Annotated in this window: 27 protein-coding genes and 2 pseudogenes; 27 read left to right on the forward strand and 2 right to left on the reverse strand. The window is 46.0% G+C overall.

All coding sequences use genetic code 11. The features are described 5' to 3' along the window. Position 1 precedes the first annotated feature (1 nt). From J5O05_RS13870 to J5O05_RS13965, 23 genes and pseudogenes are all read left to right on the forward strand, one after another. Positions 2 to 1,962 (forward strand): annotated as a pseudogene (locus J5O05_RS13870) (DUF4815 domain-containing protein). After that, positions 1,959 to 3,152: a hypothetical protein gene (locus J5O05_RS13875; RefSeq protein WP_208842594.1), complete on the forward strand. Its 1,194-nt coding sequence runs from the start codon at positions 1,959 to 1,961 to the stop codon at positions 3,150 to 3,152. The pseudogene J5O05_RS13870 and the gene J5O05_RS13875 overlap by 4 nt, the downstream one beginning before the upstream one ends. Positions 3,153 to 3,160: 8 nt before the next feature. Further along, complete coding sequence (locus J5O05_RS13880; protein ID WP_208842595.1) at positions 3,161 to 3,385, forward strand: hypothetical protein; 225 nt, start codon at positions 3,161 to 3,163, stop codon at positions 3,383 to 3,385. Between the two features lie 302 nt (positions 3,386 to 3,687). Beyond that, positions 3,688 to 4,578: a baseplate assembly protein gene (locus J5O05_RS13885; RefSeq protein WP_208842596.1), complete on the forward strand. Its 891-nt coding sequence runs from the start codon at positions 3,688 to 3,690 to the stop codon at positions 4,576 to 4,578. Beyond that, a complete protein-coding gene (locus tag J5O05_RS13890) occupies positions 4,575 to 5,417 on the forward strand; it encodes a phage tail protein I (protein WP_208842597.1) in 843 nt (280 codons plus the stop codon). The genes J5O05_RS13885 and J5O05_RS13890 overlap by 4 nt, the downstream gene beginning before the upstream one ends. Before the next feature lie 229 nt (positions 5,418 to 5,646). Beyond that, complete coding sequence (locus J5O05_RS13895) at positions 5,647 to 6,210, forward strand: phage tail-collar fiber domain-containing protein (RefSeq protein WP_208842598.1); 564 nt, start codon at positions 5,647 to 5,649, stop codon at positions 6,208 to 6,210. A gap of 19 nt (positions 6,211 to 6,229) precedes the next feature. Further along, a complete protein-coding gene (locus J5O05_RS13900; RefSeq protein ID WP_208842599.1) occupies positions 6,230 to 6,988 on the forward strand; it encodes a hypothetical protein in 759 nt (252 codons plus the stop codon). An 11-nt stretch (positions 6,989 to 6,999) separates the two neighbouring features. Continuing rightward, positions 7,000 to 7,311, forward strand: a complete 312-nt coding sequence (locus J5O05_RS13905) for a hypothetical protein (protein WP_208842600.1) — start codon at positions 7,000 to 7,002, stop codon at positions 7,309 to 7,311. A gap of 72 nt (positions 7,312 to 7,383) precedes the next feature. Continuing rightward, the gene (locus J5O05_RS13910) at positions 7,384 to 7,950 is read left to right on the forward strand and encodes a hypothetical protein (protein ID WP_208842601.1); all 567 of its coding nucleotides are present in this window, start codon (positions 7,384 to 7,386) and stop codon (positions 7,948 to 7,950) included. Positions 7,951 to 7,954: 4 nt separating this feature from the next. Further along, positions 7,955 to 8,644, forward strand: a complete 690-nt coding sequence (locus J5O05_RS13915; RefSeq protein ID WP_208842602.1) for a phage baseplate assembly protein V — start codon at positions 7,955 to 7,957, stop codon at positions 8,642 to 8,644. A gap of 1 nt (position 8,645) precedes the next feature. Continuing rightward, entirely contained in the window at positions 8,646 to 8,843 is a 198-nt protein-coding gene (locus J5O05_RS13920) for a hypothetical protein (RefSeq protein ID WP_208842603.1), read from the forward strand. A gap of 9 nt (positions 8,844 to 8,852) precedes the next feature. Beyond that, the gene (locus J5O05_RS13925; RefSeq protein ID WP_208842604.1) at positions 8,853 to 9,188 is read left to right on the forward strand and encodes a GPW/gp25 family protein; all 336 of its coding nucleotides are present in this window, start codon (positions 8,853 to 8,855) and stop codon (positions 9,186 to 9,188) included. A 93-nt stretch (positions 9,189 to 9,281) separates the two neighbouring features. Continuing rightward, positions 9,282 to 9,455: pseudogene (locus J5O05_RS22875) on the forward strand (phage tail protein); the annotation flags it as partial. 288 nt (positions 9,456 to 9,743) lie between these two features. Continuing rightward, on the forward strand, positions 9,744 to 10,142 hold the full coding sequence (locus J5O05_RS22880; protein ID WP_425281518.1) for a phage tail sheath subtilisin-like domain-containing protein: 399 nt from the start codon (positions 9,744 to 9,746) through the stop codon (positions 10,140 to 10,142). Further along, complete coding sequence (locus J5O05_RS22885) at positions 10,139 to 10,615, forward strand: phage tail sheath family protein (RefSeq protein ID WP_425281499.1); 477 nt, start codon at positions 10,139 to 10,141, stop codon at positions 10,613 to 10,615. The genes J5O05_RS22880 and J5O05_RS22885 overlap by 4 nt, the downstream gene beginning before the upstream one ends. Next, positions 10,615 to 11,124: a phage major tail tube protein gene (locus J5O05_RS13935; RefSeq protein ID WP_208842605.1), complete on the forward strand. Its 510-nt coding sequence runs from the start codon at positions 10,615 to 10,617 to the stop codon at positions 11,122 to 11,124. Before J5O05_RS22885 ends, J5O05_RS13935 begins: the two co-directional genes overlap by 1 nt. Positions 11,125 to 11,127: 3 nt before the next feature. Then, positions 11,128 to 11,385: a phage tail assembly protein gene (locus tag J5O05_RS13940; RefSeq protein ID WP_208842606.1), complete on the forward strand. Its 258-nt coding sequence runs from the start codon at positions 11,128 to 11,130 to the stop codon at positions 11,383 to 11,385. A 5-nt stretch (positions 11,386 to 11,390) separates the two neighbouring features. Further along, positions 11,391 to 11,516: a hypothetical protein gene (locus J5O05_RS22520; RefSeq protein WP_280117651.1), complete on the forward strand. Its 126-nt coding sequence runs from the start codon at positions 11,391 to 11,393 to the stop codon at positions 11,514 to 11,516. A gap of 88 nt (positions 11,517 to 11,604) precedes the next feature. Next, complete coding sequence (locus tag J5O05_RS13945; RefSeq protein ID WP_208842607.1) at positions 11,605 to 12,906, forward strand: hypothetical protein; 1,302 nt, start codon at positions 11,605 to 11,607, stop codon at positions 12,904 to 12,906. After that, positions 12,857 to 15,169, forward strand: a complete 2,313-nt coding sequence (locus J5O05_RS13950) for a hypothetical protein (RefSeq protein ID WP_208842608.1) — start codon at positions 12,857 to 12,859, stop codon at positions 15,167 to 15,169. The genes J5O05_RS13945 and J5O05_RS13950 overlap by 50 nt, the downstream gene beginning before the upstream one ends. Before the next feature lie 48 nt (positions 15,170 to 15,217). After that, positions 15,218 to 15,670, forward strand: coding sequence for a phage tail protein (locus J5O05_RS13955; protein WP_208842609.1), 453 nt, complete (start codon positions 15,218 to 15,220; stop codon positions 15,668 to 15,670). Between the two features lie 8 nt (positions 15,671 to 15,678). Further along, a complete protein-coding gene (locus tag J5O05_RS13960) occupies positions 15,679 to 15,891 on the forward strand; it encodes a tail protein X (RefSeq protein WP_208842610.1) in 213 nt (70 codons plus the stop codon). Between the two features lie 3 nt (positions 15,892 to 15,894). Next, positions 15,895 to 16,902: a phage late control D family protein gene (locus tag J5O05_RS13965; protein ID WP_208842611.1), complete on the forward strand. Its 1,008-nt coding sequence runs from the start codon at positions 15,895 to 15,897 to the stop codon at positions 16,900 to 16,902. 296 nt (positions 16,903 to 17,198) lie between these two features. On the opposite strand, the gene J5O05_RS13970 is transcribed toward J5O05_RS13965, so the two are convergent. Then, positions 17,199 to 18,089, reverse strand: coding sequence for a DMT family transporter (locus J5O05_RS13970; protein WP_208842612.1), 891 nt, complete (start codon positions 18,087 to 18,089; stop codon positions 17,199 to 17,201). 172 nt (positions 18,090 to 18,261) lie between these two features. Between J5O05_RS13970 and J5O05_RS13975 the strand changes: the two genes are divergently transcribed. The 4 genes from J5O05_RS13975 to J5O05_RS22750 all read left to right on the forward strand — a co-directional run bounded on the left by J5O05_RS13975 (position 18,262) and on the right by J5O05_RS22750 (position 23,298). After that, positions 18,262 to 19,209, forward strand: coding sequence for a homoserine O-succinyltransferase (locus J5O05_RS13975; RefSeq protein WP_208842613.1), 948 nt, complete (start codon positions 18,262 to 18,264; stop codon positions 19,207 to 19,209). After that, positions 19,199 to 20,254, forward strand: a complete 1,056-nt coding sequence (locus J5O05_RS13980; RefSeq protein WP_208842614.1) for a homocysteine S-methyltransferase family protein — start codon at positions 19,199 to 19,201, stop codon at positions 20,252 to 20,254. The genes J5O05_RS13975 and J5O05_RS13980 overlap by 11 nt, the downstream gene beginning before the upstream one ends. A gap of 11 nt (positions 20,255 to 20,265) precedes the next feature. Continuing rightward, the gene (metH, locus tag J5O05_RS13985) at positions 20,266 to 22,899 is read left to right on the forward strand and encodes a methionine synthase (protein WP_208842615.1); all 2,634 of its coding nucleotides are present in this window, start codon (positions 20,266 to 20,268) and stop codon (positions 22,897 to 22,899) included. A gap of 96 nt (positions 22,900 to 22,995) precedes the next feature. After that, positions 22,996 to 23,298 (forward strand): alternative ribosome-rescue factor A, encoded by a 303-nt coding sequence (locus J5O05_RS22750; RefSeq protein WP_341874694.1) that lies wholly within the window; start codon positions 22,996 to 22,998, stop codon positions 23,296 to 23,298. A gap of 132 nt (positions 23,299 to 23,430) precedes the next feature. Here the strand turns inward: J5O05_RS22750 and J5O05_RS13995 are convergent, their stop codons facing one another. Next, positions 23,431 to 26,901, reverse strand: a complete 3,471-nt coding sequence (locus J5O05_RS13995; RefSeq protein ID WP_208842616.1) for a S8 family serine peptidase — start codon at positions 26,899 to 26,901, stop codon at positions 23,431 to 23,433. Between the last annotated feature and the right edge of the window lie 12 nt (positions 26,902 to 26,913).

The following is a 26,913-nucleotide window of genomic DNA, read 5'->3' on the forward strand; positions in this document are numbered from 1 at the left end:
GATGCTCAAAGATTATTATGAAAAATTTAATCCTCAGCAGCGCTACGAACAACTTCTGTTTCGAGCGAGCAAAGGGTTACAAAGCCGCGAGTTAAATGACTTACAGTTGCAAATGCAGCATCAAGTTAAAGGTATTGCGGATGTGATGTTTAAAGAGGGGGATGTCGTTGCTGGTGGTGCCGTAGCGGTCAATCGAGCAGAAAAACTCGCCCAAGTAGCCAGTGGTAAAGTTTATTTGCGTGGTGCGGTTCGTGAGATCCCTTCTGCATCGATAGCGTTAACGCTGAATGATTCAGAAGTACTAGGCGTTTGGCTCACTGAACGAATTGTGACAGAACTGGACGATCCGGCACTTCGAGATCCCGCTGTTGGCGCTCACAATTTTGATGAGCCAGGTGCGGCACGGTTACAGTTAACGGGTCGTTGGGGACACAGTGCGGATGCGGACACTGAAGGAAGTGCATTTTACCCTGTGCATCGTATTGAAAAGGGGGGGTATTAATCAAGCAACCACCTCCGCAGTTGGACTCAGTCAGTCAGGCGTTGGCTCGCTATGATAGAGAGGCAAACGGCGGGAGCTACTTGGTGTCGGGTATGGCATTAAGTTACCGTGGTTTACGAGATGGGTATCAGCATTTCAGTGTTCAAGAAGGAAAAGCACATTTACAAGGTTTTGAAATAGCGTTTAACACGGCAAGACCGGTGACCTTTCCATATGACCCAGAGCAGGCGCAAGTAAATGAAGAACCCAAATCGTTTGTAGCCAATGACAACGGTGAAATGAGGATTGATTTGGATTTCAGTCCTATCTCGGAAATTACTCAAGTTAATGCGACGGTTCAGCGACAAGCTCAGCACATACGAGGTCAAATTCAAGGTGGTGAAGACCTACTGGTGGACAACGCGGTAATTGAAGTGCTCAGGGTAACTCAGGGAGACAAAACGTATCGCCAAGGTATCGATTTCTTGTTTGTGCGTAACCACATCAGTTGGCAACTAGGTGGTGAAGAACCGGCAACAGGAAGCAGTTACGAGGTACTTTATACGTTTCGTAAGCAACTTACTGTTGAGCATGACGAAAAAGGTTTTGTACTCAAACAGCAGCAAAGCGCAAATGAAGCGATTGTCGCCAACAGCCTAGTGACGGTGCACTATCGATGGTTAATGCCACGAAAAGACCTCATCGTGCTCACGCCTTCAGGACACATTGAGCGCTTGAAAGGCCTGTCAGTGAAAGAGCAACCGATTGCGCCAAGTGCGCCAAATGGTCACTTACCCTTGGCAGTTGTAACACAAGGTTTTACTCAAGTTGCGCCTGAAATCCGCAATGTAGCAATTCAAGCGGTCACCATGGCTGATATGGCTCAAATGCAGTCGCAAATCGCTGATCTCTACCAATTACTTGCTATCGAGCGATTACGTAATGATGCAAATGCGCAAGACCCCGCAAGTAAATACGGTGTATTCGTTGACCCTTTCCTTGACGATGATATGCGAGATCAGGGGCTGGTTCAGTCTGCAGCGATTGTAAACGGTGAACTTCAGCTTCCGATGACGGTGTCGGTACAAGCACTTGGTAACAATACGTCGCCCATTACGTTGCCATTCGAACTTGAGGATGTATTGGTCCAAGACCGTCAAACGGGTAGTATGAAAATCAATCCATATCAAGCGTTTGCTCCCATTCCTGCCAAAGTAACGCTCACACCGAGTGTCGATCACTGGACAGAAACAACGCAGAAATGGAGCAGTCCGATCACTGCACGTTTCACACGTGGAAGCGGCCGAGTGCAACGAATTATTGAAGAAGTGAGCGTAGAACGAGTGGGGGTTGCAACACATTCTGCAGAGTTTTTAAGACCGCGTGATGTGACATTCCGAGTAGAAGGTTTTGGGCCGAATGAAGAACTCGCCGCATTGATTTTCGATGGTACCGATATTATTGAGGGAGCATCAGTATGATTAAAGCTAACCAACAAGGTATTTTAACGGGTCGATTTACTGTACCTTCAGGCGTTCCTGCAGGCAGCAAAGCGGTTCGATTTGTGGGGGCGGGTGGCTCATCGGGCACCGCGAGTTATGTTGGCAGCGGTGATATCAATGTTGAAACGTTGCGCCAAGTTAATGCCATCATTACGGAGCGGTTCGATCCGTTAGCGCAAACTTTCACGCTTGAACAAAGTCGCTTTATTGCGGGTGTCGAACTTTGGTTTAAAGCGCTTGGAACTAAGCCAGTTCAAGTACAGATCCGTGAAGTACAACAAGGTTTTCCAACTCAAACCATCTTGGCTCGTTCAGAGTTACCAGCATCGCAGTTGATTCAAGGTAAAGACGCTACGCTGTTTCAGTTTCCGCCTGTTTTTCTTCAAGCCGCTCAAGAATATGCGTTAGTAATTTTATCGGATGACGCGACTCACAGTGTTGGTATCGCTGAACTAGGTAAGTACGACACCGATAATGGCTGGGTGACCAGTCAACCGTATCAAGTAGGTGTTTTACTGTCATCAAGTAATGCCAGCACCTGGACGGCGCACCAAGATAAAGATCTTTCGTTTAAACTTAAAGCAGCGCGTTTTACAAAGAATGAATCCGTGATGGATTTAGGCGAAGTGGACACCAAACAGGCTACCGATCTGATGACGCTATCGGTGGTTGAGCGACCAACGGCGCAAACCCGTGTAGAGTTCCTGTTTAATGCGGATGACGCCGCGGTAAAAGACCGAGCAGCTGAAGAATGGCAAGTTATTCCACTGAACAAGCCGATTTCAGGTAAGGTGAAAGTGGCTGCACGACTTAGTGGTACTGCCGAATTGTCGCCTGTTATTTTTTCCGGAACTCAATGCGCCCAGGGCCTTCTTGAATCTGAGGGCAGTTACATCACTCGTGCAATTCCCTGTAAAGTCGGCGGTAATTTAACCGTCAGTTATGAAGCTCATCTGCCAAATCAGGCTAAAGTGGAAGCGTACGTTCAACAAGGGGAAGATTGGTTATTGCTCGATTCAAGTCAGAGCCAAAGTGTAGGAGGCGGCTGGTTGCAAATTAATCAACGCAGCGAAGCGCTTTCTAGTCAGCAACTCAGAGTAAAATTGGTGCTTAAAGGTCAAGCAAATGCACGACCACGAGTGAGAAGTTTACGCGTATTCTCTACGTAGGAGATAACATGAGTACCTTTGAATCTACGTCAAATCGAAACTATCCGTTACCCCATAAAGATAACTTGCTGCAGCAGGATGTTCAGCGATTGCGCACGGCGCTTGTCAATGTTGATAGCGACGTGCATGCCAGTATTGAGTTTAATGATGAGCTGCAGCAACAGCTCTCTCAACTTAAACGCAGGGTGAGACTTAATCAACTATTGGGTGATGACAAAGACTTATCTTTCTAAACGTTGAACGCATGTGATTGCGCCACAGTCTCGTTACGTCGGATTTTTATAAATATCTTAAAGCGGTCAGGAATGACCTGTTTAAGGTCCAAAAAATCCGTAAACTACACCTAAGCTTGAAAGAGCTTAATACAAACACAGTTATCCCAAGCAGAAGCCAGCATGTTGCTGGCTTTTTTCGTTGTAAATCAACAACGACATTGCAGAATTCCATGCTCCAAGTATCGCGCTTATGAACTGCTTTAATAAGTTTGCTTAACGACTGTAGTCTAAGCCGATGCTTTTTTACTCGTGAGATAGCCATGCAAACAACACGTTTATTGGACATGTCCTCGGTACCCGTACCTGACAGTATTTCGTTACTCGATTTCGAGGCGAAAGTGGCGGAATTGAAAACTCAGCTTACCTCGCGGCATCCTGAATATACTGACGTACTGGAGTTTGAGTCTGAGCTCATGACGGCGTTGCTTGAACTTATCGCCTATCAAAGTTTAATGATGGATGCGCGTGTTAATGACGCGGTCCGTGGAACGATGTTAGCGAGTGCACAGGGCCGTGATTTGGATGGTATCGCCGTGCGCTATGGACTCAGTCGAGCAACGGGTGAAACGGATGCTCGTTTTCGTCTGCGAGTTCAGCAAGTTTTTGAGGGGCTAAACACCGCTGGGAGCCTTCAAGCGTATCAGTTTCATGCATTAAATGCGGATCCGTTGGTCAAAGATGTCTATGTTGTAAGCCCAAACCCCTGTGAAATTGCATTGACGATTTTAAGTCACGAAGGGAATGGCGTTCCAACGCAATCGTTGCTGGATAAACTGCATAGCTACTTTGGATTAAGTATTGATGGCAAAATGGCAAGTGCCGTCCCTTCTCATGTTAGGCCTTTAGGGGACAAAGTAGTAATTCACGCTGCAAAAACGCGACAATTTGAGGTAAAGGCTCAGATACTGATTGCCTCAGGACCGTCTCAATCAGTGTTGGAAAAGCAGCTGAATGCGGCGATGACCCGATATCTAGCAATTCAGCATGGTTTAGGTAAACCAATAACGATGTTGGGTCTTTATACCGCGTTGAATCATTCGGGCGTCATTAACGCAAAATTAATCGAGCCAACGCAAGATATTTTGACGTCGGCGGATGAAGTACCCGTGTGTTCGAGTATTCACCTAAGCCTAAGTAAAGAAAGCCTATGAAAAGTAGCGACTTCCAAGCGTTGTTACCATCATCTGCTCGCGCTGTTGTGACGACTTTATTGTCGTTGATGCAATCTCCAGAAGTAGAGGACCGCATTAAGCCGCTGTGGGATCCATTGCAATGTCCAGCGGTGTATTTACCGTGGCTTGCGTGGGCACTTTCAGTGGATGAATGGGATGACAGTTGGTCTGAGGCCGTAAAACGCGAAGTGATCAATCAAGCCTTTCTAGTGCATCGCTATAAAGGAACACCTGCCGCCATTGAGCAAGCGTTAGCGAGCTTAAATATCGACAGCGAAATTAAAGAGTGGTGGGAATTACCCGATGGAAAACCGGGCACAGCCACAGTATGGGCACTAATCAATGATAACTTAGGTGACTCACCTGACGGGATCTTAAGTAAAACCATGCTTGAGCGAGTTTTGCGTATTATTGCAATGGTCAAGCGAGGATCTATACATGTTGATTTGAAGTTAGGACTTTCTTTTAAAGAATCAATAGCGTTTTCGGCACTTACAAGCCCAGCGACAGCGTTGATGAATTTGGAAGGGAAGTTGAGCGCGGTGGTGCCTGATGAGAGTGCAACAAGCTTGGCAGTCCAAGGAAATTGCCACAGCACTATTCTTTGTCGAGATCTGTTTACCGATGGTCTCGGCATTGTGCCTGATAGCCTCAGTACAACACTGTACTGTGATGGCCAGTTGAATCAAACACAAATGCACGAATGGGTAAGTCAAGGTGTTGGTATTACGCCAAGTCAACTTGAAGTACAGGCAGGCATGAATTTAATTGCAACACGCTTTCAACTGCAAAGTTTTGAATTTGCAGTTGCCATTTAGTGGTCGGTATTCACGACGAATGCGTTCGCTAAATTCAATCTAAATTGTTAAAGCGGTCAAAATTGACCGTTCTAACAACAAAGAAATCAGTAAGATACACCTAAGCTGAAGAAAAGACAGTAAGTACTATATCCAAGGAAGGGTTCCCGTGAAGCCCACGCATTGACTGCGTGGGCTTTTTATTTAACTGAACAAAAACAGCAATGTAGCTGTAGACAAGGAGCGAAGTATGTCAGCACTTACGCTGCAATTTACTCAAGCAGGTCTGGATGCTCTGCTTAGTGCCAAAGCTCAAGGTTTGCGCGGCCGCATCAGCCACATGGCTTTTGGTGATGCCGCTTATTCTCCAAGTAAAACACAACTGACACTGAAAAGTGAAAAAGAGCGCGTTGCCATTGCCGACAGTGATTACAGCGATGGTGAAAGCAGCAGCCTAAAAATTGCGGGTAAATTTGAAGCCCCTCTCGAATACGCTATTCGAGAAATCGGTGTATACATTGAAAGCAGTGAGCTTGACGCACAAGGTTTGCCTAAGTTGATACTGCTAGGGGTGTATTCCAAACCCAATACGACACTGGGCTATCGCACCCCAGATGTAAAAGTATTGCAGTGGCTCACACTCAGTTTGGCGCAGTTGCCGAGCGACAGCGTTGAAGTCACCCTTGGAGTGGACAACCTAAATCTCATTTTAGATAAGGAATTGGCGGATCTGACGTATGTGCAAGTGCAAACTTTGCATCGCCAATTACAGCAAGAAATTCGACTCGTCGCGCTTGAAAAGGCGTTGGCTTAGCAAAATTTAAGGATTAACCATGTCTGAAAGTAATTTACCCATCAGTGAACGGCTCACTCGTGTTGCCACAGCTGCCGATCAACTTACCGCCACAGTGCAAGGGCAACTCGGTAAGATTGATAAGCAGGTTGAAGCTAAGAGCAAAGAAGTTGATACATTTTTATTAAATGGCCAAGTACGTTTGGATTCAATGATTGAGTCAGCAAAAAAAGGATATCCAGCTTTTAACTTATTTAATAATTCTCGATTAACACGAGTTGTGGGTGAAACAAAAACACCAGCTGGCTTTTATTTATGGAACAGTCGAATCTCGGTAAAAATGGAAGTAATGGATGAAACGCCTGGCGATTGGTGGCGGACTCCAGGGAAATTTGTCCGAGTAACAGTGTCTTGGGAAAAAGTGGCAGGACCTAAATATGGTTCAATTTGGACTGAAAGCACAGGAGTTGTAGCCAGTAATGCATCTGATTTCATAAAAACGACAAGAGGCTTTGACTATCGCATTGTTAAAAATGATGGCATTTCCTATTTCGGAATCGGTTGGGAAACTGGACGAAACAATTTAGACCTAACTAAAACCGATTGGACTAAAGCTAAGCCACTTACGTTAAAGAATCGTCAATCTAATGTTATTTGCTCATATTGGGTACCTGAGGAAAGTGAAAAAGGCGAGTTCATCTTTGATTTGAGGAACATCTTTGTAAATTTGGGAGATGCAGAGCATCTAACTTTAGGAATTGATGAGCTAACTCAGCTAGTTCATCCAACATCAGCATAATGAGATATGAGATGCAAGTAACATTAATTGAAACTAAATCAGGCATTGAATTTCAAACGACAAGTTATTCAGGAAATGAAAAAGATCTATTTGAGGCGTCTCTTCTTACTGATGAATTCTTGTCGAAATATGGACAGCCAGACGTTGTTGTGTCAACTGACTGTTTAGAATCAGTAATGCGCGATAATCGGAAAAGAGCGTATCTAAAAGAATCTGATCCACTTTACATGGAGTGGCAGTTTGACCAAACCGACGAAGCTAAGCAACGTTGGTTGGCCAAAGTGGCAGAGATCAAAACTCGCTATCCGTTCCCAATTCTATAACCTCTTCGGGCGTTTCGTCCCTTCATTCTTCTTGGTGCATTTTGCGCCACGCGTTTATACACAGAGTACACCATGAACCAACGTAGCTCCCTTGTACAACACGTACTAGCGCGTCTTACTTCAGGTCTAACGTCGAGTGCAGCAGTTAGTTTACTGTCGCCGTCTGTTGAGCCTGATTTGACTCAAAAAGCGCAATTGCTGGTACACCCCGTTAGTGAACACCAAGCGTCGGATTTGCAGGCAAAAGGAACTGACAAAGGTGTCAGTTATGGGCCTGTGCAAAACAAAAATTTGTATCCAAATCCACTCAATCGTCGTTTGCTGACCTGTCATGTTGAAATTCGGCTCAAGGATGCCGATGGGATGCTCGCGTTTAGTCGGCTGGATACGCTGATAAGTGAATGTGAGGCTCTACTTGATGCGGACGAAACGCCCAACCCTTGGCAGCATTTTATTCCATTGCAGGTTGAGTTTGTGTTTAACGAAGATAGCGCACAAGTCAATGCAAAAGCGTTGTTAGTTTGGCAGTTCTACTACCAAATCGATCCTCCACAGGAAGCGTTATCACCTGCGATTAAAGAAGTGTATCTCGGCCCACAAGGTGAAGAACATTGGCTTATCGCGACGGTAAAGGAGTAGCGCTATGTTGGCAAATGAACATCAAAGTGGTCTTGCAATGAGTGATTTGCAACATCGCCTTTCCAAGTTAATCAATATCGGTAAAGTCGCGGAAGTTGATTACGAAAAGGCACTGGTGCGCGTTAAGTTGGGAGTCTGGACGACAGCTTGGTTGCCTTGGCTACATGCTCAAGCAAATAATGATATTACGTGGCAAGCGCCTGAAGTAGACGAGCAAGTAGTGGTTTTGGCGCCAGGTGGGGACACGGCGCAAGGCGTAGTGCTTGGTAGCCTTTACCAGCAAAACTTTGGCGTAGCTCAAACGGATGTGCCAGTTGAAAAGCGCGAGCATGTCCAGCGCGTAAAATACCAAGATGGTTCCATTATTGAGTATGACAGAGAAAGTCATCGCTATTTAATCGACATTAAAGGCGCTGATGCAACGGTAGACATTATTTCAGCAGGGACGCTGAATATTTTGACTGAAAAGGATATTCGCGTTGAAACCAAAGCTAACGCAAAAGTATTTGCGACGGCAAATGCGGAAGTGACGGTTGATGGCAATGCTGCAGTGAAAGTCGCAGGTGACGTGACCGTTGATGGTGCAACGATTAAGTTGAATGGCGGCTCTCCTTGTGTGACGACAGCACACATTTGCCATTTTACAGGCTCACCACATGGTGACGGGTCATCGACAGTCTCAGCGGGGAAATAACATGGCGTTAAGCGCAGGTGCATTAGAGGGTTTAATTAAAGCCGAATTACAGGGGCAAGGATTTAAGCTTGAAGGCGAACACGCGTTTGCTGGAAAGTTGGCGACGGCGATTGCCAATGCGGTCGTGGCGCATGTGACATCGAGCGCACAAGTGCCTGTGGCGAGTGGCTCAAGTGCGGGTATGTACAGTGTTGTCTAAGGAAAGTGAATGATTGGAATGAACGCCAAAACAGGCAAAGCTTTGTCGGGAATTGAACACTTAAAACAAAGTATTCGCGATATCGTCACCACGCCACTGGGTAGCCGAGTTATGCGAAGAGACTACGGATGTGGGCTTTTTGAGCTGGTTGATAGACCGTTTTCACACTCATTAGTGGGCGACATCACCATGTCCATTGCCAACGCACTCGAAAAATGGGAACCCCGCTTTCGGTTAGAAGGCGTTTCCGTTCATCCTGCAGGTGCAGGAAAGTTATCCATCGCAATCAGTGGATTGTATCTCATCAATGGCGAACCGGTACTTATTGAGGGTATTCAAGTTTAGCCATTTTTATTCAACGTAAACACATCAAAAAGCCACGCCATCGCGTGGCTTTTTTCTTAAAAAATAAGACATAACCTAAACAAGGAGATCCTTATGTCGCAATTTCTACACGGTGTAGAAGTCATTGAGGCGCAATCTGGTACGCGTCCTATCAAAACCGTTAAAAGTTCAGTAATCGGTCTGATTGGTACTGCGCCTTTTGCCGATGCGGAAGCGTTCCCGCTTAATACACCAGTGCTAGTGGCTGGTAAACGAGCTGAAGCGGCTAAGTTGGTTGACCCAGAAAATGCAGATTTCAAAGCATTACTGGCAGCAAAACAGGATGCTGAGATTGCTAAAGAAGTCGCAGCACAAGAAGCGGCGCAAAAGCGCACATTGAGTGATGATGAAAAGAAAGACATTGACACGAAACTTCGTAAAACGATTACGACAGTTCCTTTCGTTAAACAAGGTACGTTACCAGCTGCTATCGATGGCATTTTCGACCAAGCTGGTGCTGCGATCGTGGTCGTTCGTGTAGCTGATAACGCCGACGAAGGCGTGGTAATGAGTAGCATGGCCGCGGGCGTAGACAGTGAAGGCGCCTATACGGGTGTTGCTGCATTCTTAGGTGCAGAATCTATTCTGGGTGTCACGCCACGTATCCTGGTAGCGCCGGGTTATTCGCATCAACGTCCAAATGGTAACAAGAACGCTGTGATTTCGGACATGGTTGGTGTTGCGGAGCGTCTACGTGCGGTGATCATTGCAGACGGTCCTTCAACAACAGATGAAGAAGCAAAAGCATACCGTAAAGATTTTGGTTCACGTCGTGTGTTTGTTGTCGACCCTGCGGTAAAAGTATTCCGTGACGGCGAAGCCGTTGTTGAACCTTCAAGTTCACGCGTTGCAGGTATGATTGCCAAATCAGACAACGACCGTGGTTTCTGGTGGATTCAAGCAACACTAACATGAACGGTATTGTTGCAACTGAGCGCGCTATTGACTTCCAGCTAGGCGATGTAAATGCTCGTGCTAACCTGCTGAATGAAAAAGAAGTGGCGACGATTATCCGTCAAAACGGCTTTAAATTATGGGGTAACCGTACGTGTTCAGATGACCCGAAATGGGCATTTCTATCTGTTGTTCGTACCGCGGATATGATCAACGATTCGTTGCTTCGTGCTCACATGTGGGCAGTTGACCGCAACATCACGAAAACATACATCGAAGATGTGACACAAAGCGTTCAATCTTATTTAGACAGCTTAAAAGCGCAAGGCGCTATTTTAGGTGGTCAAATTTGGGCTGACGCAGATCTAAATACACCTGCAAGTATTCAAGCAGGCAAAGTGTACTTTAGCTTCGACTTTACACCTCCAACACCTGCTGAACACATCACGTTCAAGAGCATTCTAACAAACAACTACCTTGAGGAAATCGTATAATGGCCATCTCTCCTAAAATTCTTAAAAAATTCAAACTGTTCGTTGATGGTAAAGGTTACTTAGGTATTGCGGATGAAATCACGTTACCAAAAGTGACGGTAAAAACACGCGAAATTACATCTGGTTTCCAAGCGCCGATTGAACTCGATGTAGGTCAACTTGAAAAGCTTGAGGGCACCATTACTCTGCTAGAGTACAACTCAGATGTAATGAAGTTACTGGGCAATTGGAGCGGTGCAACAACGCCTCTTACGGCACGTGGTGCAATTCAAGCTCAAGGTTCTCAGCCAGTCGCTGTTGTCGTTACGCTAGAAGGCTTCTTTAAAGAAGTGGACATGGGTAACTGGAAAGATGGCGAAGAAGCGAAGCTAACACTGCAATACGCAGTTCAAAAATACAAGCTGCAAATTGGTCAGGACGTTATTTACGAAATCGACCTATATAACGACACGCGTGTTATTAACGGCGTAGACCATATGGTTGAGCTTCGCGCAGCAATCGGAGCATAATCGATGAAAGAAATCATTAAACTAGCATTTCCATTTAAGGTCGATGGGCATGAGTATGCCGAACTGACAATGAGACGACCAAAAGTACGTGATCGTTTGATGGTGGATAAAGTGGATTTAAGTGAATCTGAAAGCGAAATCCGCTACTTCTCAAATCTTTGTGAAGTATCGCCTGATGTTATCGAAGAATTAGACTGGAGCGACTTTGTTAAATTACGCGAGCAACTCCAGGCTTTTCTCGTATCCCGCCAGGCCGTTTAAAAGCCATGGTGATCGCCCTGGCTAAATACACCGGGTGGGGACTTGATGAACTGACGTCATTAACCGAATCAGAACTGCATAGCTGGTTCGAAGCTGCTGTCGAGTTCAAACATGCGACTGAGGCGGGTTAAAGCGCCTTACGGTCAGGCTACCTTGGCCTGACCGTTCCTCCCTTTTTGTTTTTCATTTCAGAATAACCCTGCATTCCTAGGTATCGCTATGACTCAACAGGACCCATCAGCACTCTCTGTTGCACGCAACAAAGTCAAAGATGTACTGCCAGCACAGCCCGCTCACGCGCAAATCACCGCACAACTTGGCGGACTAATTTCGCAGTTACTAAATAATCAAACTAAACAAAATCAAGATATTAACGTCTTTGTGAACGCAATGTTGACTCAGCAAAGTCAATTAAGTCAGCTCATGAAGACACTACCCGCTTCGCTGTCTATGCAGCAGGCATCGGTTTCGATGAGCACACCGGATTTAGGGAACTCAGCGACTACATCAACGGCTGATTCGACCGTTGCAAGTTTAAGTGGAACGGCAGAAAAGCGTGAAGGGACTTCAAGCATCGAAATGAATGCGAACAGTCCAGAGGTATCTGTATCAACAGAACTGAATACCTTGCAAAAGCAAATTCCTGAAGTCATTAACAACATCGACCTAAACGCGGTTAATCAGTTGATTGCACAGCAAATTCCGGCGCTTTCACAATTAGATTTAGCCGCTTCATTAAAGCCGGATTTAACACAAATAACGGACGCTTTGCCCAATTTACTGCGTGCAATCGGCCTGCCTGAAATGGCCGCGACACTGAATGAGTCGTTGCCTGCACTCAGGCAATTAGATGGCGAAGCGTTGCTCGCGGGTGACATTCAACAGCTGCTTCAAGTCAGTCCTGAATTATTCAATGCGGTAGGACTGTCTGCAGCTGCGAATGCCATGACACAAGCATTACCAGCGCTCCAGCAGCTAGACGGACACACGCTTTTGTCCTCAGATTTATCGGAGCTATTAAATGTAAGCCCTCGAGTGCTCGAGGCTATCGGCTTAGAGAGCAGCGCCGATGTGTTACAAAAAGCGATTCCAATACTTACACAATTGGACATGCCGGCGCTGGCGGATGGTCAATTAGGGTCGTTACTTGATGCGGCTCCTGAAGTATTACGCGCACTAGAATTGGAGCAAAGTGCAGACAAGTTGAGTGCGGCGCTACCGGCATTAAAGCAATTGGATCTCAAAGGCATTGTGTCAGGAGATGTGTCTAGTTTAATGCAAGCCGCGCCCCAATTGCTCAGTGCATTGGAGTTTGATGAAGAGGCGAATACGCTGAATCAGGCACTTCCGGCATTGCAAAAACTAGATCCTGAGGCACTTCTCAAAGGTGATTTAAAGAGTTTGCTCGATGCTGCCCCCGAGTTGTTGTCAGCATTCGGTTTACAGGATGCTGCGGGACTTATTGAACGTCATGCGGGCGAATCTCAGCAAGCTCGATGTGAAAGGGTTAATGGCCGGTGACTTGTCATCTTTGCGCCATGCGCTACCAAGTCTGTTTGATGGTTTGAGCCAAGGTCTAGGCCTTGAAGGGATAAGTGCCGATCTCGGCGATGCTGTTGCAACGTTGCTTGAGAGCAACGTTGCAACAGTTAAAAATGCAAAAGGCCAAAAAGCTTCGGCACGCAAGAAAGCCAAGTCGCGCCAAGCTAAAAAAGTGAAGGGTCATCACACAGAAGAGCCTGATAATAACACCTCTGTGGCTGAGTTAAGGGATACCTCAACACGCAGAGAAAACGACTCCAGACCAAGTCGAAAGCCTATCTCGCGTAAAAAGCGTCCAAGCCCAAAACACCGTAAAGGAAAAGCTGGGGCCATGGTGCAAGTTGCTGGCAGCGTGATGGACATCATGCAACTTGGAGGGCTGTTCAGCGCAGATGATAGCGACGCATCATCTGCCTCTCTTGGAAGTGTATTTGCGGATTTAGGTGAATCCGTTCCATCAGTCGAAAATAATTCAACCAGCACGAAAAGGACGAAAAAAGGCGGCGCCGTAAGTAAAACAGCAAAAAACGCCAAAGGCCAAAAGCTCGGTAGCAAGACAAAACTTGGAAAAGGCGCGACGAAAGGCAGTTGGTTGAAAGGGTTGGGGAAAAGCCCTGTCGCAAAGGTGTTAGGTAAAGCTTCTGGTCCATTAAATGCCATTCTCGGTGCCGCGGATATTGCAGCAACACTTAACGATGACAGTTTGACCAAGGCGGAAAAAGCTCAACAGATTGGGGCATCCGCTGGGGGCATGGGTGGTGCAATGGCTGGCGCTGCTGCGGGGGCTGCAATTGGTTCAATTATACCCGGAGTCGGCACGTTAATCGGCGGAGCTGTGGGTGGTATTATCGGCTCCTTTGGTGGCGAATCGCTTGGCGGTTGGTTAGGCGGCATGCTAGGTGGTGACGACACTGAACAACCCGAAGCTAAGCAGGCGGAGAGTCGCCTCGACCCATCTTCTACGAACGAATCATCAGGGCTTGCTGCTCTTTCTGAGCCGCAATCGACAGACTTGCCACCAATCAGCGCGGCGGTACCTAATGCGATGTCCGTCATGGCTAACAATCGGGGGCTATCTAGAAAAAGCAAACGCAACGCAGCAAGCAAAAAAGCACCAGCCGCCAACAAAGTACCGACTAAATCTAAAGCCTTATCGAAGGCCAACTCCGCGAACAAAGCAAAATTAGGGCAAGGTGCTCAGGCTGCCAAGGGCGAAAACGCTGGACAAGGCCAAAATAAGTCGGGTTCTTTTGCCAGTGGATTGCGGTCAATCGCGGGGAAAGCATTACCAGGTGTGAGTGCAATTGGCGCAGGGTGGCTTGGCAGCGTGTTGTCTCCAGAATCTAAAACGGTAACGAAAGCCAACTCCGCGAATGAAGCCAAGTTAGGGCAAAGCGCTCAGGCTGCCAATGGCGAAAACGCTGGACAAGGCCAAAATAAGTCGGGTTCTTTTGCCAGTGGATTGCTGTCAATCGCGGGGAAAGCATTACCTGGTGCTAGTGCAATTGGTGCAGGGTGGCTTGGCAGTGTGTTGTCACCAGATGGAAATACGGCTGGTACTGAAGAGGGAGCTTCAACAGATAGTGGCCCTTTATCGTTCATCAAAAACCAAGCGATAAATCCGTTTAATGCTGTTGCCAGCACGATGTCTGTTTTGGCAAATCAACGTGGAAACATAAAAAGCCCAATACATGCGATTGCAAAAGCAGGCAGTTGGGCAGGTGATGCGTTGAATTGGCATACCGCGTTTAGTGCAGCGAACGACGATGCGTTGTCTACATCGGAAAAAGCGGGTGCAGTGAGTAGCACATTGGGTGGTATGTATGCTGGAAAGGCGGCGGAAGGTTTGCTCGGCAAGAGCAAAAGTCCAGTTCTACAAGCATTAGCACCTGCTGCGGGATTTCTAGCAAATGGTGTGGTTGGCGGTGGTATAAAGGCACTTTTCGGCTTAGGTAAAAAAGAAGAGCCTGAAGTAAGCTCGAATTCTACGGAATCACCTTCCTCACTTTCACCTGAAGCGCTGACAGAGACCAGTACAAGTAAAGAGGCTCTCTCCAATGCTCGTGGATCATCGACATCAGCTCAAACGAACCAAGTGACAGTGAATGCCAATATTACCGTCAATGCTGGACCTAATGCGCAAGCACAGGACATCGCTATCCAAATCAAGCAAATCTTAGAACAGCAACAGCAGCGCGCAATGAAAGACGTTCAGGCGCGTTATTACAATTCCGTGGCGTAGGGTTTCTGCGCCCGATGCAATCCATCACAAATTTTTTGAGGTAACACGATGGCAAAAGTGAGCCACGCCAATTACATGATGCAATTGGGGAGCTACAAATTCTCAGTGAGCAGTGCCGCATTTCATAAGTTGAAGTATGACAGTGAATATCGTTGGGAAACGCTCTCTGCGCCGACGGACAAAAACAGTCCCGTGATGCAATTCAATGGTGTCGGTGAGCAGTCACTAAATTTAGAGGGCACGATTTACCCACAGCTGGTAAGTAACGGCCTAAAGCAAATGGACTTAATGCGTGAAGAGGCGGCAAAAGGTGAGCCGTTGTTGCTCGGGTACGTGGAAGAAAGCGGTAATACCAGTCCGAGCGTGGGGCGCGTGATGGGTAAGTGGGTGATTTGCTCAATCGGTGAGGAACGTACGTTGTTTTTTAACGATGGTATTCCACGTGAAATTAATTTCACCATGACGCTAAAGCGCTACGACGAACGAAAGCAGTCTAAGTAGGAGTAAGTATGAACGGAGTACATTACGTGACACGTGACGGCGACGTACTGGATTTGATCTGCTGGCGACACTACGGACGTACGGCGGGGATTGTCGAAAAAGTATTAGAGGCTAATTATGGTTTAGCGGCACTCGGGCCAATTTACCCTGAGCAAGTGACGATTTTTTTGCCTGAATTACCCAAACCAAAAACCAAACAGGTTATCAATATTTGGGATTAATACATGGATTTACAACCACATTTTTCCATTACCGCAAATGGTAATGAAATTGCAGAGTCGCTAAGGGAACGTATTGTCGAAGTAGTGGTGACCGAACGGACAGGGCTTTTGAGTGATACTTGCTATATCAAGTTTGACAACCTCGGCAAAGCCCCTATTCAGTTACCAAAACAAGGCGATAAAGTTGAAATCGCGGTTGGCTATAAGCAAGGCTCCGAAGATGGCAATGCGCCGCTTAAACCGCTCGGCTTTTTTGAAATTGGTGAGTTTAACTTAAATGGACCACTTCGATCACTTGAGTTATTTGGTAATAAAGTCCTTTGGCATAAAGGGTTCAAAACGCCGAAACAACGTTCTTGGCCAGAGACGCCTGAACCACCACAAAAACTTAAAGATTTAATTGGAAAAATTGCAGGCGAGTATGGTCTAGAGGCAAAGATAGCGCCTGAGTTTGAAAGTACCACGCTTGCGCAAATAGAGCAGTCTGAAAGTGATATGCAGTTATTGTCAAAACTCGCCGATCAATTTGATGCCGTCATGAAAATCACCAACGATAAGTTGGTCTTTATGCCAAAAGGCACGGGTAAATCGTTAAGTGGCAAAGATCTCGACAAAATTGAACTCGATAATTCTGAACTGCTGAATTGGTGCCTAAATCGCAGCTTCTACAAACAAGTCGGAGAAGTGTCTGCCTATTACCATGACTTAAACACCGCAGAGCGAGTCGAAGTAAAAAGTGGTAGTGGTGCACCGGCGTTGGTTCTACCTTATCTTTTTGCGGATGAAGCGAGCGCGCTTGCGGCAACAAAAAGTAAATCAGTGTCGCTGACTCGCAGTTTCAATACGTTGAAATTAACCGTGATTGGCCATTCTGGCATATCGGCTGGGCAAGCGATTAGTGTTGCAAACACAGATACTGAGGCCGATGGCGATTGGTACGTGAGTGCGGTGACTCATTGTATCGACCAACAAGGTTTTCGCAGCCATCTCGTTTGTGAATCGTTAAGTTAACAAACATCACGACAAATGACCAATTCTCCAAACGCTTTATAACTATTTTTTGGTTTGCATCAACAAGACGTTAAACGCTGATGTGAACCACACGACCTTCCTTCTCTTGTGCTTCTAAGGCATGAGCCTCCCTACAAAAGTCATTCCCGTTCGGTTTAATTACGACACCAAAGTGGTACGGGAAAGCCTCCTTTCTCCATATGGGCCACCCCTGCTTGTTCAGGACTCTGGCCTCCTTTCCAACTAGAACTTCCTACCTACTCAAACAACGCCTTAATTTGTTTGGCAGACTAAATTCAGCTCGGCATAAAAATAAGTGCAACCCCTGAGAACGCCAGTAATCCACCCAATATCATACTTCGCGTTAATCGATTACCTCTACAAAAGGTGATGCTCATCACTATCAGAGGAGAGGTCGCAAACAACGTTTGCGCGATAGCGGGATCCGTGAACTTCACCGCAATAAACTGTAACCAAACACCCAAAAATGTGCCAAAGAAGATAGCAACCATGAGCCAAGTTTTGTTGCTTACACCTCGCAAAGAAAGTGCGTTTGAAAGCGAGTGATGACGCAAAAAGGCGATCAGCATCCCAATCACAAACGTCCCGCTAAACAAACGAATAAGCGCTGCCCACCATGTACTGTATTCACCGTAATTGACCGCTTGTTTTGTGAGAACCATACCTAAGGCTTGGCAAAATGCGGCGGTTAACGCAAAGGTAATACCGACCATATAGTGCGTTGGCATGGTTTTTAACCTATCGTTTGGATAAAGCGCAATAACGACCCCAAGCGTTGTCAATGCAATGGCTAGATAGCTTTGTGCGGAAAGACTCACGGAAAAAAACACGTAGTTTATGAGTATAACGAAAACAGGTGCAAGCGATTCCACGACCAAAGTACGCGCAGGGCCAAGCAGTTTGAGCGCTGCAAAATAAGCACTGTCACCAACAGCTATGCCTATCACACCACTGAGTATCAACCAAAGCCATGTTTGTGGTTGCGAGGGTAATGCCATGTCTTGGGTTACGAGAATAACACCCAACATGAGTAGCGACGCGAGCACGCCTTTGCTTACATTTAATTCAAAGGCACTTAGCTGGTGAGAAAACTGTTTGTATAAATAGGTTGAAAAGGCCCAACTGAATGCTGCAATAAGAGCAACAAGTTCACCGAACAGTGGCATGATCATTCTTCTTTTTAGTCGTTCAATATTTCACAGTGCGATTATATACCTAAGCTAAACACAATGAAGGGTTTGAATTAGGTTAAAATCATTTGGACGTCCATACATCTAGAGGTTGAAAATTTTCCATTTCCCGTCATAATGTCGGGTATATCAACCTTGGGAGTGATCTATGCCAATTACCGTAAAAGACGATTTACCTGCCATTGCAAAACTTCGCCATGAAAATGTCTTTGTTATGCCTCAAAGTCGAGCGCTGACGCAGGAGATCCGTCCGATGCGATTGGCTATTTTGAATTTGATGCCCAATAAGGTTGAAACCGAAGTGCAATTTATTCGTTTACTTGCCAATACACCATTGCAAGTGCATGTGGATTTATTGCGACTCGATACTCATCGAAGCTCCGAAAATTCAGAACAGCACTTAGACATGTTCTACCGTTATTTTTCAGATGTGAAAGACCAAAACTACGACGCATTAATTGTGACGGGCGCGCCACTTGCACATTTAGAGTACGAAGATGTCATCTATTGGCAAGAGCTATGCGAGTTTTTTGATTGGGCAGAGCATCACGTGACCTCGACGTTATTTTCGTGTTGGGCAGCCTACGCGGCAATCTATCATCACCATGGAATTAAACGTACTTTGCGTACAGATAAAATAAGTGGTGTATTTCAACACCATTGTTATTTCAATCATGGTGCGCTCACTCGAGGTTTTGACGATCATTTCTATGTCCCGCATTCTCGTTATGGTCATATTGAGAACGCTCGATTTAATGCAAGCAAAGAGCTCGTCGTGCTCGCGGGGTCAGAGGAAGCAGGGGCTTATTTAATTAAAAATCAGTCGGGCAGCCAAGTGTATATTACAGGTCACCCTGAGTACGATGCTGATACGCTAAAAAAAGAATACGAGCGTGATTTAGCGAAAGGGCCGGATGCACCAAAACCACTGCATTATTTCCCGAACGACGACGTCACAATCACGCCTTCTAAGGCATGGCAAAGTCACGCCTTTTTATTATTCTCGAACTGGTTAAACTATTACGTATATCAAACCACGCCGTATGACATTAATTTGGTTAGCCAAGATGTAAGGACTAACAACTATGCAGAATAAACTCACCACCCTTATCGAGTCACTCAAGCAACGCATTCTTATTTTGGATGGTGCGATGGGCACGATGATCCAGAAACACAAATTCGAAGAAGAAGATTACCGTGGTGAGCGCTTCAAAGACTGGCATGTGTTGGTGAAAGGGAACAATGATTTGCTGAGTCTTACCCAGCCTAACGTCATTGCCGATATTCACCGCCAATATCTTGAAGCAGGTGCAGACATAATCGAAACGAACACGTTTAATTCGACCACCATTTCAATGGAAGACTACGAAATGGCCGCGCTCAGCCGTGAAATCAACGTTGAGTCTGCGAAACTTGCGCGCCAAGTGTGTGATGAATTTACTGCAAAAAATCCGAGCAAGCCGCGCTACGTAGCTGGTGTACTGGGTCCAACATCAAAAACCTGCTCAATTTCTCCAGATGTGAATGATCCTGGGTATCGCAACATCACGTTTGATAAATTAGTGGATGCGTATGTCGAGTCCACTCTGGCTTTGATGGAAGGTGGTGCGGATTTGATTCTGATTGAAACTATTTTCGATACATTGAATGCGAAAGCTGCTGCATTCGCGGTAGAAGAAGCCTTTGAACAAGCCGGACGTGCTTTGCCAGTAATGATCTCGGGTACTATCACCGATGCGTCAGGGCGGACATTATCGGGCCAAACCACAGAAGCCTTTTACAATTCGATTCGCCATATAAAACCTATCTCAATTGGTTTAAATTGCGCGCTCGGTCCAGATTTGTTGCGTCCTTATGTTGAAGAACTGTCTCGTGTTTGTGAGACATTTACCTCTGTACACCCGAACGCGGGTTTGCCAAATGAATTCGGTGAATACGATTTAGAAGCGGATGAAATGGCGAAAGAAATTGTCGATTGGGGTAAAGAAGGTTTTATCAATATCGTTGGTGGCTGTTGTGGTACTACACCAGAACACATTCGTGCATTTGCAAAATTACTCGCACAGATTGAACCACGCCCATTGCCTGAAATTGAGCGCCGCATGCGCCTTGCGGGTTTAGAAGCCTGTAACTTGAATTAGGAATTTGTAGTATGAGTCAAGCGACAGCTATTTTTACAAACGTCGGTGAAAGAACCAACGTAACTGGATCGGCACGATTCAAGCGCTTAATCATGGAAGGGGACTACGAAACCGCATTGGAAGTTGCTCGTGAGCAAGTTGAGAGCGGTGCACAAGTGATTGACATCAACATGGACGAAGCCATGTTGGATTCAAAAGCGGCAATGGTAAAGTTTCTAAACCTTATTGCCTCTGAGCCTGAAATTTCGCGCGTGCCTATCATGGTCGACTCATCGAAATGGGATGTCATTGAGGCGGGGTTAAAATGTATTCAAGGCAAGGCCATTGTTAACTCTATCTCGTTAAAAGAAGGGATTGAGCCATTTGTACGCCAAGCCAAAATTATCAAGCGCTTTGGTGCGGCTGTGGTGGTGATGGCGTTTGACGAAAAAGGCCAAGCCGAAACGGCTGATCGTAAGTTCGATATTTGTGAGCGCTCCTATCGCATTTTGGTGGATGAGCTGGGCTTTCCTCCTGAAGACATTATCTTTGACCCGAATATTTTTGCGGTGGCAACGGGGATTGAAGAGCACGACAACTACGCCGTTGAATTTATTGAAGGCACACGCCGCATCAAGAAACACCTTCCTTATTGTAAAATATCGGGTGGTGTGTCGAATGTGTCGTTTTCATTCCGTGGTAATAATCCGGTACGTGAAGCCATTCACTCCGTGTTTCTCTATCATGCGATCCAAGCCGGTATGGACATGGGGATTGTTAATGCGGGACAGCTTGCGGTTTATGATGACATTCCAGAAGAGCTACGTAACGCGGTAGAAGATGTGATCCTCAATCGTGATGCGGGCGCAGGTGAGCGCTTGGTTGAATTAGCGCCGAAATACTCAGGAATGGCACAAGCCGAAAAAGTCGAAGACTTGGAATGGCGTAGCTGGCCTGTCGCTAAACGTTTGGAACATGCGCTTGTCAAAGGGATTACAGAATACATTGATGAAGATACCGAAGCGTGCCGTCTTTCGTTTGCCAAGCCAATCGAAGTGATAGAAGGGCCGTTGATGGACGGTATGAACGTAGTCGGCGATTTGTTTGGTGCAGGTAAAATGTTCCTGCCGCAGGTAGTCAAATCGGCACGCGTCATGAAGCGCGCGGTAGCTTATCTCGACCCCTACATTCAAGCCGAAAAGCAAGGCGGTTCGAGTGCAGGAAAAATCGTCATGGCAACCGTAAAAGGCGATGTGCATGACATCGGTAAAAACATCGTCGGCGTTGTTCTGCAATGTAATAACTACGAAGTCATTGACTTAGGCGTAATGGTACCGGCTGAAAAAATCCTGCAAACCGCAATTGATACGAACGCCGACATCATTGGATTGTCAGGCCTCATCACTCCGTCGCTCGATGAAATGGTGCACGTAGCGAAAGAGATGAAGCGTCGAGGTTTTGAGTTGCCGTTGTTAATTGGCGGCGCAACAACATCAAAAGCGCATACCGCAGTGAAAATCGAGCCTCAATATGACAAAGGTGTGGTGTATGTGAATAACGCTAGCCGAGCAGTTGGCGTGGTGTCGAGTTTGTTATCGAAAACACAGAAACAACCTTTCCTTGAGAGAGTGAAAGAGGAGTATGTGGTGGTACGAGACCAACAAGCGCGTAAAAAGCCACGTACAAAGCCTGTTAGTATTGAAAAGGCACGTGACAACGCGTTAGCTTTAGATTGGAAAAATTACACCCCACCAGTGCCGACTAAACTAGGTATTACAGAATTTAGAGATGTGCCCATTCGCACTCTTCGCAAGTACATCGACTGGACACCCTTTTTCATGACATGGAGCCTTGCGGGTAAATATCCTCGCATTTTGAGCGATGAAATTGTGGGGGAAGAAGCCACGCAATTGTTCAACGATGCGAATACGATGTTAGAGACACTCGAAAAAGACGGTTCACTGCAGCCGCTTGGTGTGATCGGTTTATTCCCTGCGAATCGCGTAGGCGATGATATTGAAGTTTACACTGACGAGTCTCGCACCGAGCGATTAGAGCTTGCCTGTCATTTACGTCAACAAACAGAGAAAACGGATTTTGCAAATTATTGCTTATCTGATTTTGTTGCACCAAGAGGCACGCCTGATTACTTAGGTGCATTCGCCGTTACAGGTGGCCTTGAAGAAGATGCACTGGCGGATGTATTTGAGCAGCAACAAGACGACTACAACAAGATCATGGTCAAGGCGGTTGCAGATCGATTGGCGGAGGCTTTTGCTGAGTATTTACACGAGCAAGTACGCAAAGTGTATTGGGGCTACGCAAAAGACGAAACACTCTCCAATGAAGAGCTGATCCGTGAAAATTATCAAGGAATTCGCCCAGCTCCCGGTTATCCGGCATGTCCTGAACATACAGAAAAGCAAAAAATTTGGGACTTGTTAGACGTTGAATCACGCATTGGAATGAAGTTAACGAGTTCTTATGCCATGTGGCCTGGCGCTGCCGTATCGGGATGGTATTTCTCACATCCGGATTCAAAATATTTTGCGGTTGCATCTATTCAACAAGACCAAGTTAAGGATTACGCGACGCGGGCGAATTTGAGCCTTGCTGAAGCGGAGCGATGGTTATCGCCAAATCTTGGGTATGAACCCGACGCTTAATCCCTTGTTTTTAAAAAACGCAGCTTGCTGCGTTTTTTTCTATTTTCCCTATTGTATTTTGCGTTTCTCCTACCAATAATGCGCAGCGTATTTTGGATGAAGATTTGTACGAACTGTAGTGCCGTACAGATTGTCGTACAAAGTATAGAGACTCAATCGATGTACATCGTATACGTCTTCAATAGCAAACTAGAAAAGAACCAACTCGAGGAAAATATGAGTAAAAAAAGTAAAATGGTCCATGACCATAAACGTGGTGAAATTAAAGATAACGCGATGAAAGCACTTGTGACCAGCGTCCTGTTTCAAAGCAAAGTGGAAAAAGCGAAGAAAGGTAAGGGGAGCTATTCACGCGCGACAAAGCATAAAGGCCAAGTGCCTTATTTAATGGCTGCTTAACGTCTTATTGACTGAGCTGACATCAAATAAGGTATTCAGGGTGACATCGTTTCACCACGTTGAAAAAACAAAACCAGTATAAATAAAAAAAGCCCACGCATTATTGCGTGGGCTTTTTTTCGTTTCTAGCGATTACTTCTTGCGACGGAATAGTGCAAGAGGTGCTGCTAGCAATAACCAGAACAATGAACCTGAAGATGATTTTTTGTTTGGAACAACAACAGGAATAACTGGTTGCTCGCTTGCTTCATCCATTAAGTTCTTAACATTTACAACGATAGTTGCTGGCTCAGACACGTTGCCTGCTGTGTCAGCCGCTGCTACTTCGATTTCAATGCTGTGTAGGCCAGCGTCGTAGTCAAGCAGAGCGCTGTTTGCAACAACAACTTCACCGCTTGCGTTAACTGTAACAGCTGAAGACGTAGACTTAGTTACGATGAATTCAGACACTGGATTTGCAAGTGTTGAAGCGTAACTTACAGCAACTTCACCAATAACAGTGTCGTTAGCTGTATTTTCATCTACTGAGAATGTTTGTTCTGCAGTGATGATTGGCGCGTCTTGGCTGTCTGCCGCTGGTGTAGCATTTAGAGGCGTTGCACCGTTGCTTGATAGCATCATGAAGTTTGCACCAGAGAATGCAAGTTTTGCTGATTGGCCAGCAGCAAGTGCATTTTCAAGTGGGTTACCTTCATTATCAACGAGTGCAGCAACATCGCTTGTTGATACTTTGAACGTGTAATTAACCGTTACTTCATCAAGTGACGCACTTGGAACTGGTTCCCACGTATCTTCTTCTGTACGGAAGCGGATTTTTGCTGGAACACCTTCAGCTAGTGAAGCTGCGTCTAAACCTAGAGACTCGATACAGCTTGATAGCGTCACGTAGTTGTTGCCTGATGTGAAGTATACATCCGTGATGTTACCGTTTTCACTGTCGTAAGGATGTGTAAACGTAATCGCAGTACCTGAAGCCGCAGAATCATAGAACCATTCTAACTTACCGTTTTGTACTGTTACATCGTATGTGCCATCTGGCGCTGTCTCGCCTTTTGCTGCGAAGTCGATATCAGCAAAGAAACCGCCTTGGTATGTGTGCGAGATAGGGTGGCTAGTTACCATTGTCGTAAACGTCATGTAGCCGCTTGGACAGTAATCTGCTGGTACTTCAATCGTTTCAATTGATGCGCCAATGATGTCTAAACGGTCGCTGTCGTTTGCAGCGTCTGTTGCAACAGTTGGAGCAAAGAATGGCTCTAGCTCAACAGCACCTGTGTTTGTTAACACATATTCAACGCCATTAGCCGTTTTCGTTGGTGTCACAGACGCAGCAGAAGTTGCTTTTGGAAGCATGTGGTAAACTAAGTGGAACGCTTTATTTCCGCCTTCCGAGAAGTTTAATGCACCGTCAAGTTCCAATGTAGTCAGATCAGCTGTTGTTTCTGGTTTGTACATGTTGCCTGAGTCAAGAGTCCACTCAGGTAGTTTAGTTGGGTCTACCGTTGCAACAACATCAAAAGAAATCGTTTGACCAGCAGGCACTGTGATTGACTCAGGGAAAGTCATGCTCAACGCGCCACGCTCAATGTCATCAGCGAAACGTTGCTCTAAAGACAGAGAATACGTTTTAGCTGCATTTGAGAAGTTTTTCACTTCAACTGTCTTGGTATAGCTCGTTACTTCGCTAAGCGTTACAAGACCAAAAGAAAGCGCTGCTTGTTTTGTGTCTTTCGCCCATGCTGCAACTGGAAGTGCCGCCGCTTTTTCTACGTCAACTAAACCTGAACCGATGTAGCTGATTGGTGCTAGAGCTGTATTAGGGTTTACAGCGCGAGGTTCCATCGTAACATCAAGATTCGCCGCGTTCATGATAGTTGCTTTAACTTCAAGTGCAGTACGCTCTGGAAGTGCTTCACGAAGCATACTCATCGCACCCGCAGTGATAGGGCCTGAGAATGAAGTACCGCTTGCCGGTGTTAGACCTTCACCAAGACCTGGGTGTGCAGTCATGATGTTCACGCCTGGCGCTGTGATTTCAGGCTTTAAGATGCCGTCCATTGATGGGCCGCGAGAAGTAAATGATGCGATAGCACCTTGTTGATCTTTAAGCTCAGATTGCACTGAGTATGCAACATCACCAGAAGCAAGCGCTGCCTTAAGCGCTTTGCCTAGCTCATAACTTACACCAATGCTCGGAATCTCGATACCTGGCGCACTACCACCTGGGCGAGTTGGGCCAGCGTTAGGCGTATGGTTTGCGATGATAACTAATTTAGCGCCACGAGCTTGTGCATTAAGCACTTTCGCTGTGAAGTTACATGAACCACGGTCAACAAGTACAGCTTTACCTGTAAAGTCTACATTCTCAGCAAACGCTTCACACGCTTCTGAAGTCTCGTCACCTGATGCGTTTGCACCCGTAGCAACGAACGCAAGTGGAGCGGTCTCATTGGTAAACGCAAATTCGTTTACTGGGTTGAAGCTAGAAACGCCAACTTCAGCCGCTTCACCTAAGAATTGGCTTGTCATTTCAGGTGATTTGATAACTGGGTGAGTCATCGCACCAACTGAAAGTGCATTTTCAGTTGTACTAGGGCCACCAACGATAAATGGTGTCGGACCATCGTTACCTGCTGAAATAACAACTGTTGTGCCTAATTTTACTGCTTTGTCGATAAGCTCTTGTACAGCTCCGCCTTTGCTATCGCCAAAATCACCACCAAGAGACATATTAACTACGTCTACACGGTCAGAAATATCGCCGTCACCGTTTGGATCCATTGCAGCTTCAAGTGCGTGAAGTTGAGCAATACCTGGACACGTTTCAGAACAAACTGAATAAACAAATAGTTCTACGTTTGGTGCGATACCAACGACAGAATGCGATACGTGAGTACCGTGGTTTGAACCTGCATCGATTGGATCTGGGTCATTATGGAAGAAATCGTAACCACCAACGATTTTGCCTTGTGGCCATGCTGGTGTATCTGCAGGATCTGCTGCTGCAGCTTCATAATCAGCAACGTTACCTGAACCGCCTAACGCTTTGTGAGTATAGTCAACGCCAGTATCTAAAATTGCTACACGGATGCCTTGACCTGAAGCAGTGCCTGCTTGAACTAATGGCGTTGCTTTGATGTAGTCAGCGCTGTCTGCTACGTCTAGTTTGTAGTCGTATACAGGAAGAACAGCTTCAACAAGTGGGTTAGCAACCAATTGTTCAACGTCTGATTTTTTACCGTTTACAACAATTGCATTCACAAGTTTAGTTGTCTTAGTAATTACTTGTAAATCTGCACCTAAATCAACGATCGCTTTTTCAACAGAATGCTGAACTTGTTCAACGTTTTGGCGAGCAAGAGCAACCGTATTACCTGCGATGGTTTGGTCTGCAATTGAAGGTGTATTTAGTTTAACAAGCCAAGTTGTTACATCTGTAGATGCATTTTTCTTAACTTGGCCTTGAATTTGAGAGTATTGCTTCGCAATTGGCGCTTTGTTTTGGTAGTTGTAATCTTGGAAACTCGCAGAATTTGCAAGACCAGAAAACATTACAGCACTGACTGCCGTCGCGACAGACGACATTTTTATTGTTTTAGACATAGCTACCCCTGG

The organism is Pseudoalteromonas xiamenensis (genome assembly GCF_017638925.1).
GTDB lineage: Bacteria > Pseudomonadota > Gammaproteobacteria > Enterobacterales > Alteromonadaceae > Pseudoalteromonas > Pseudoalteromonas xiamenensis.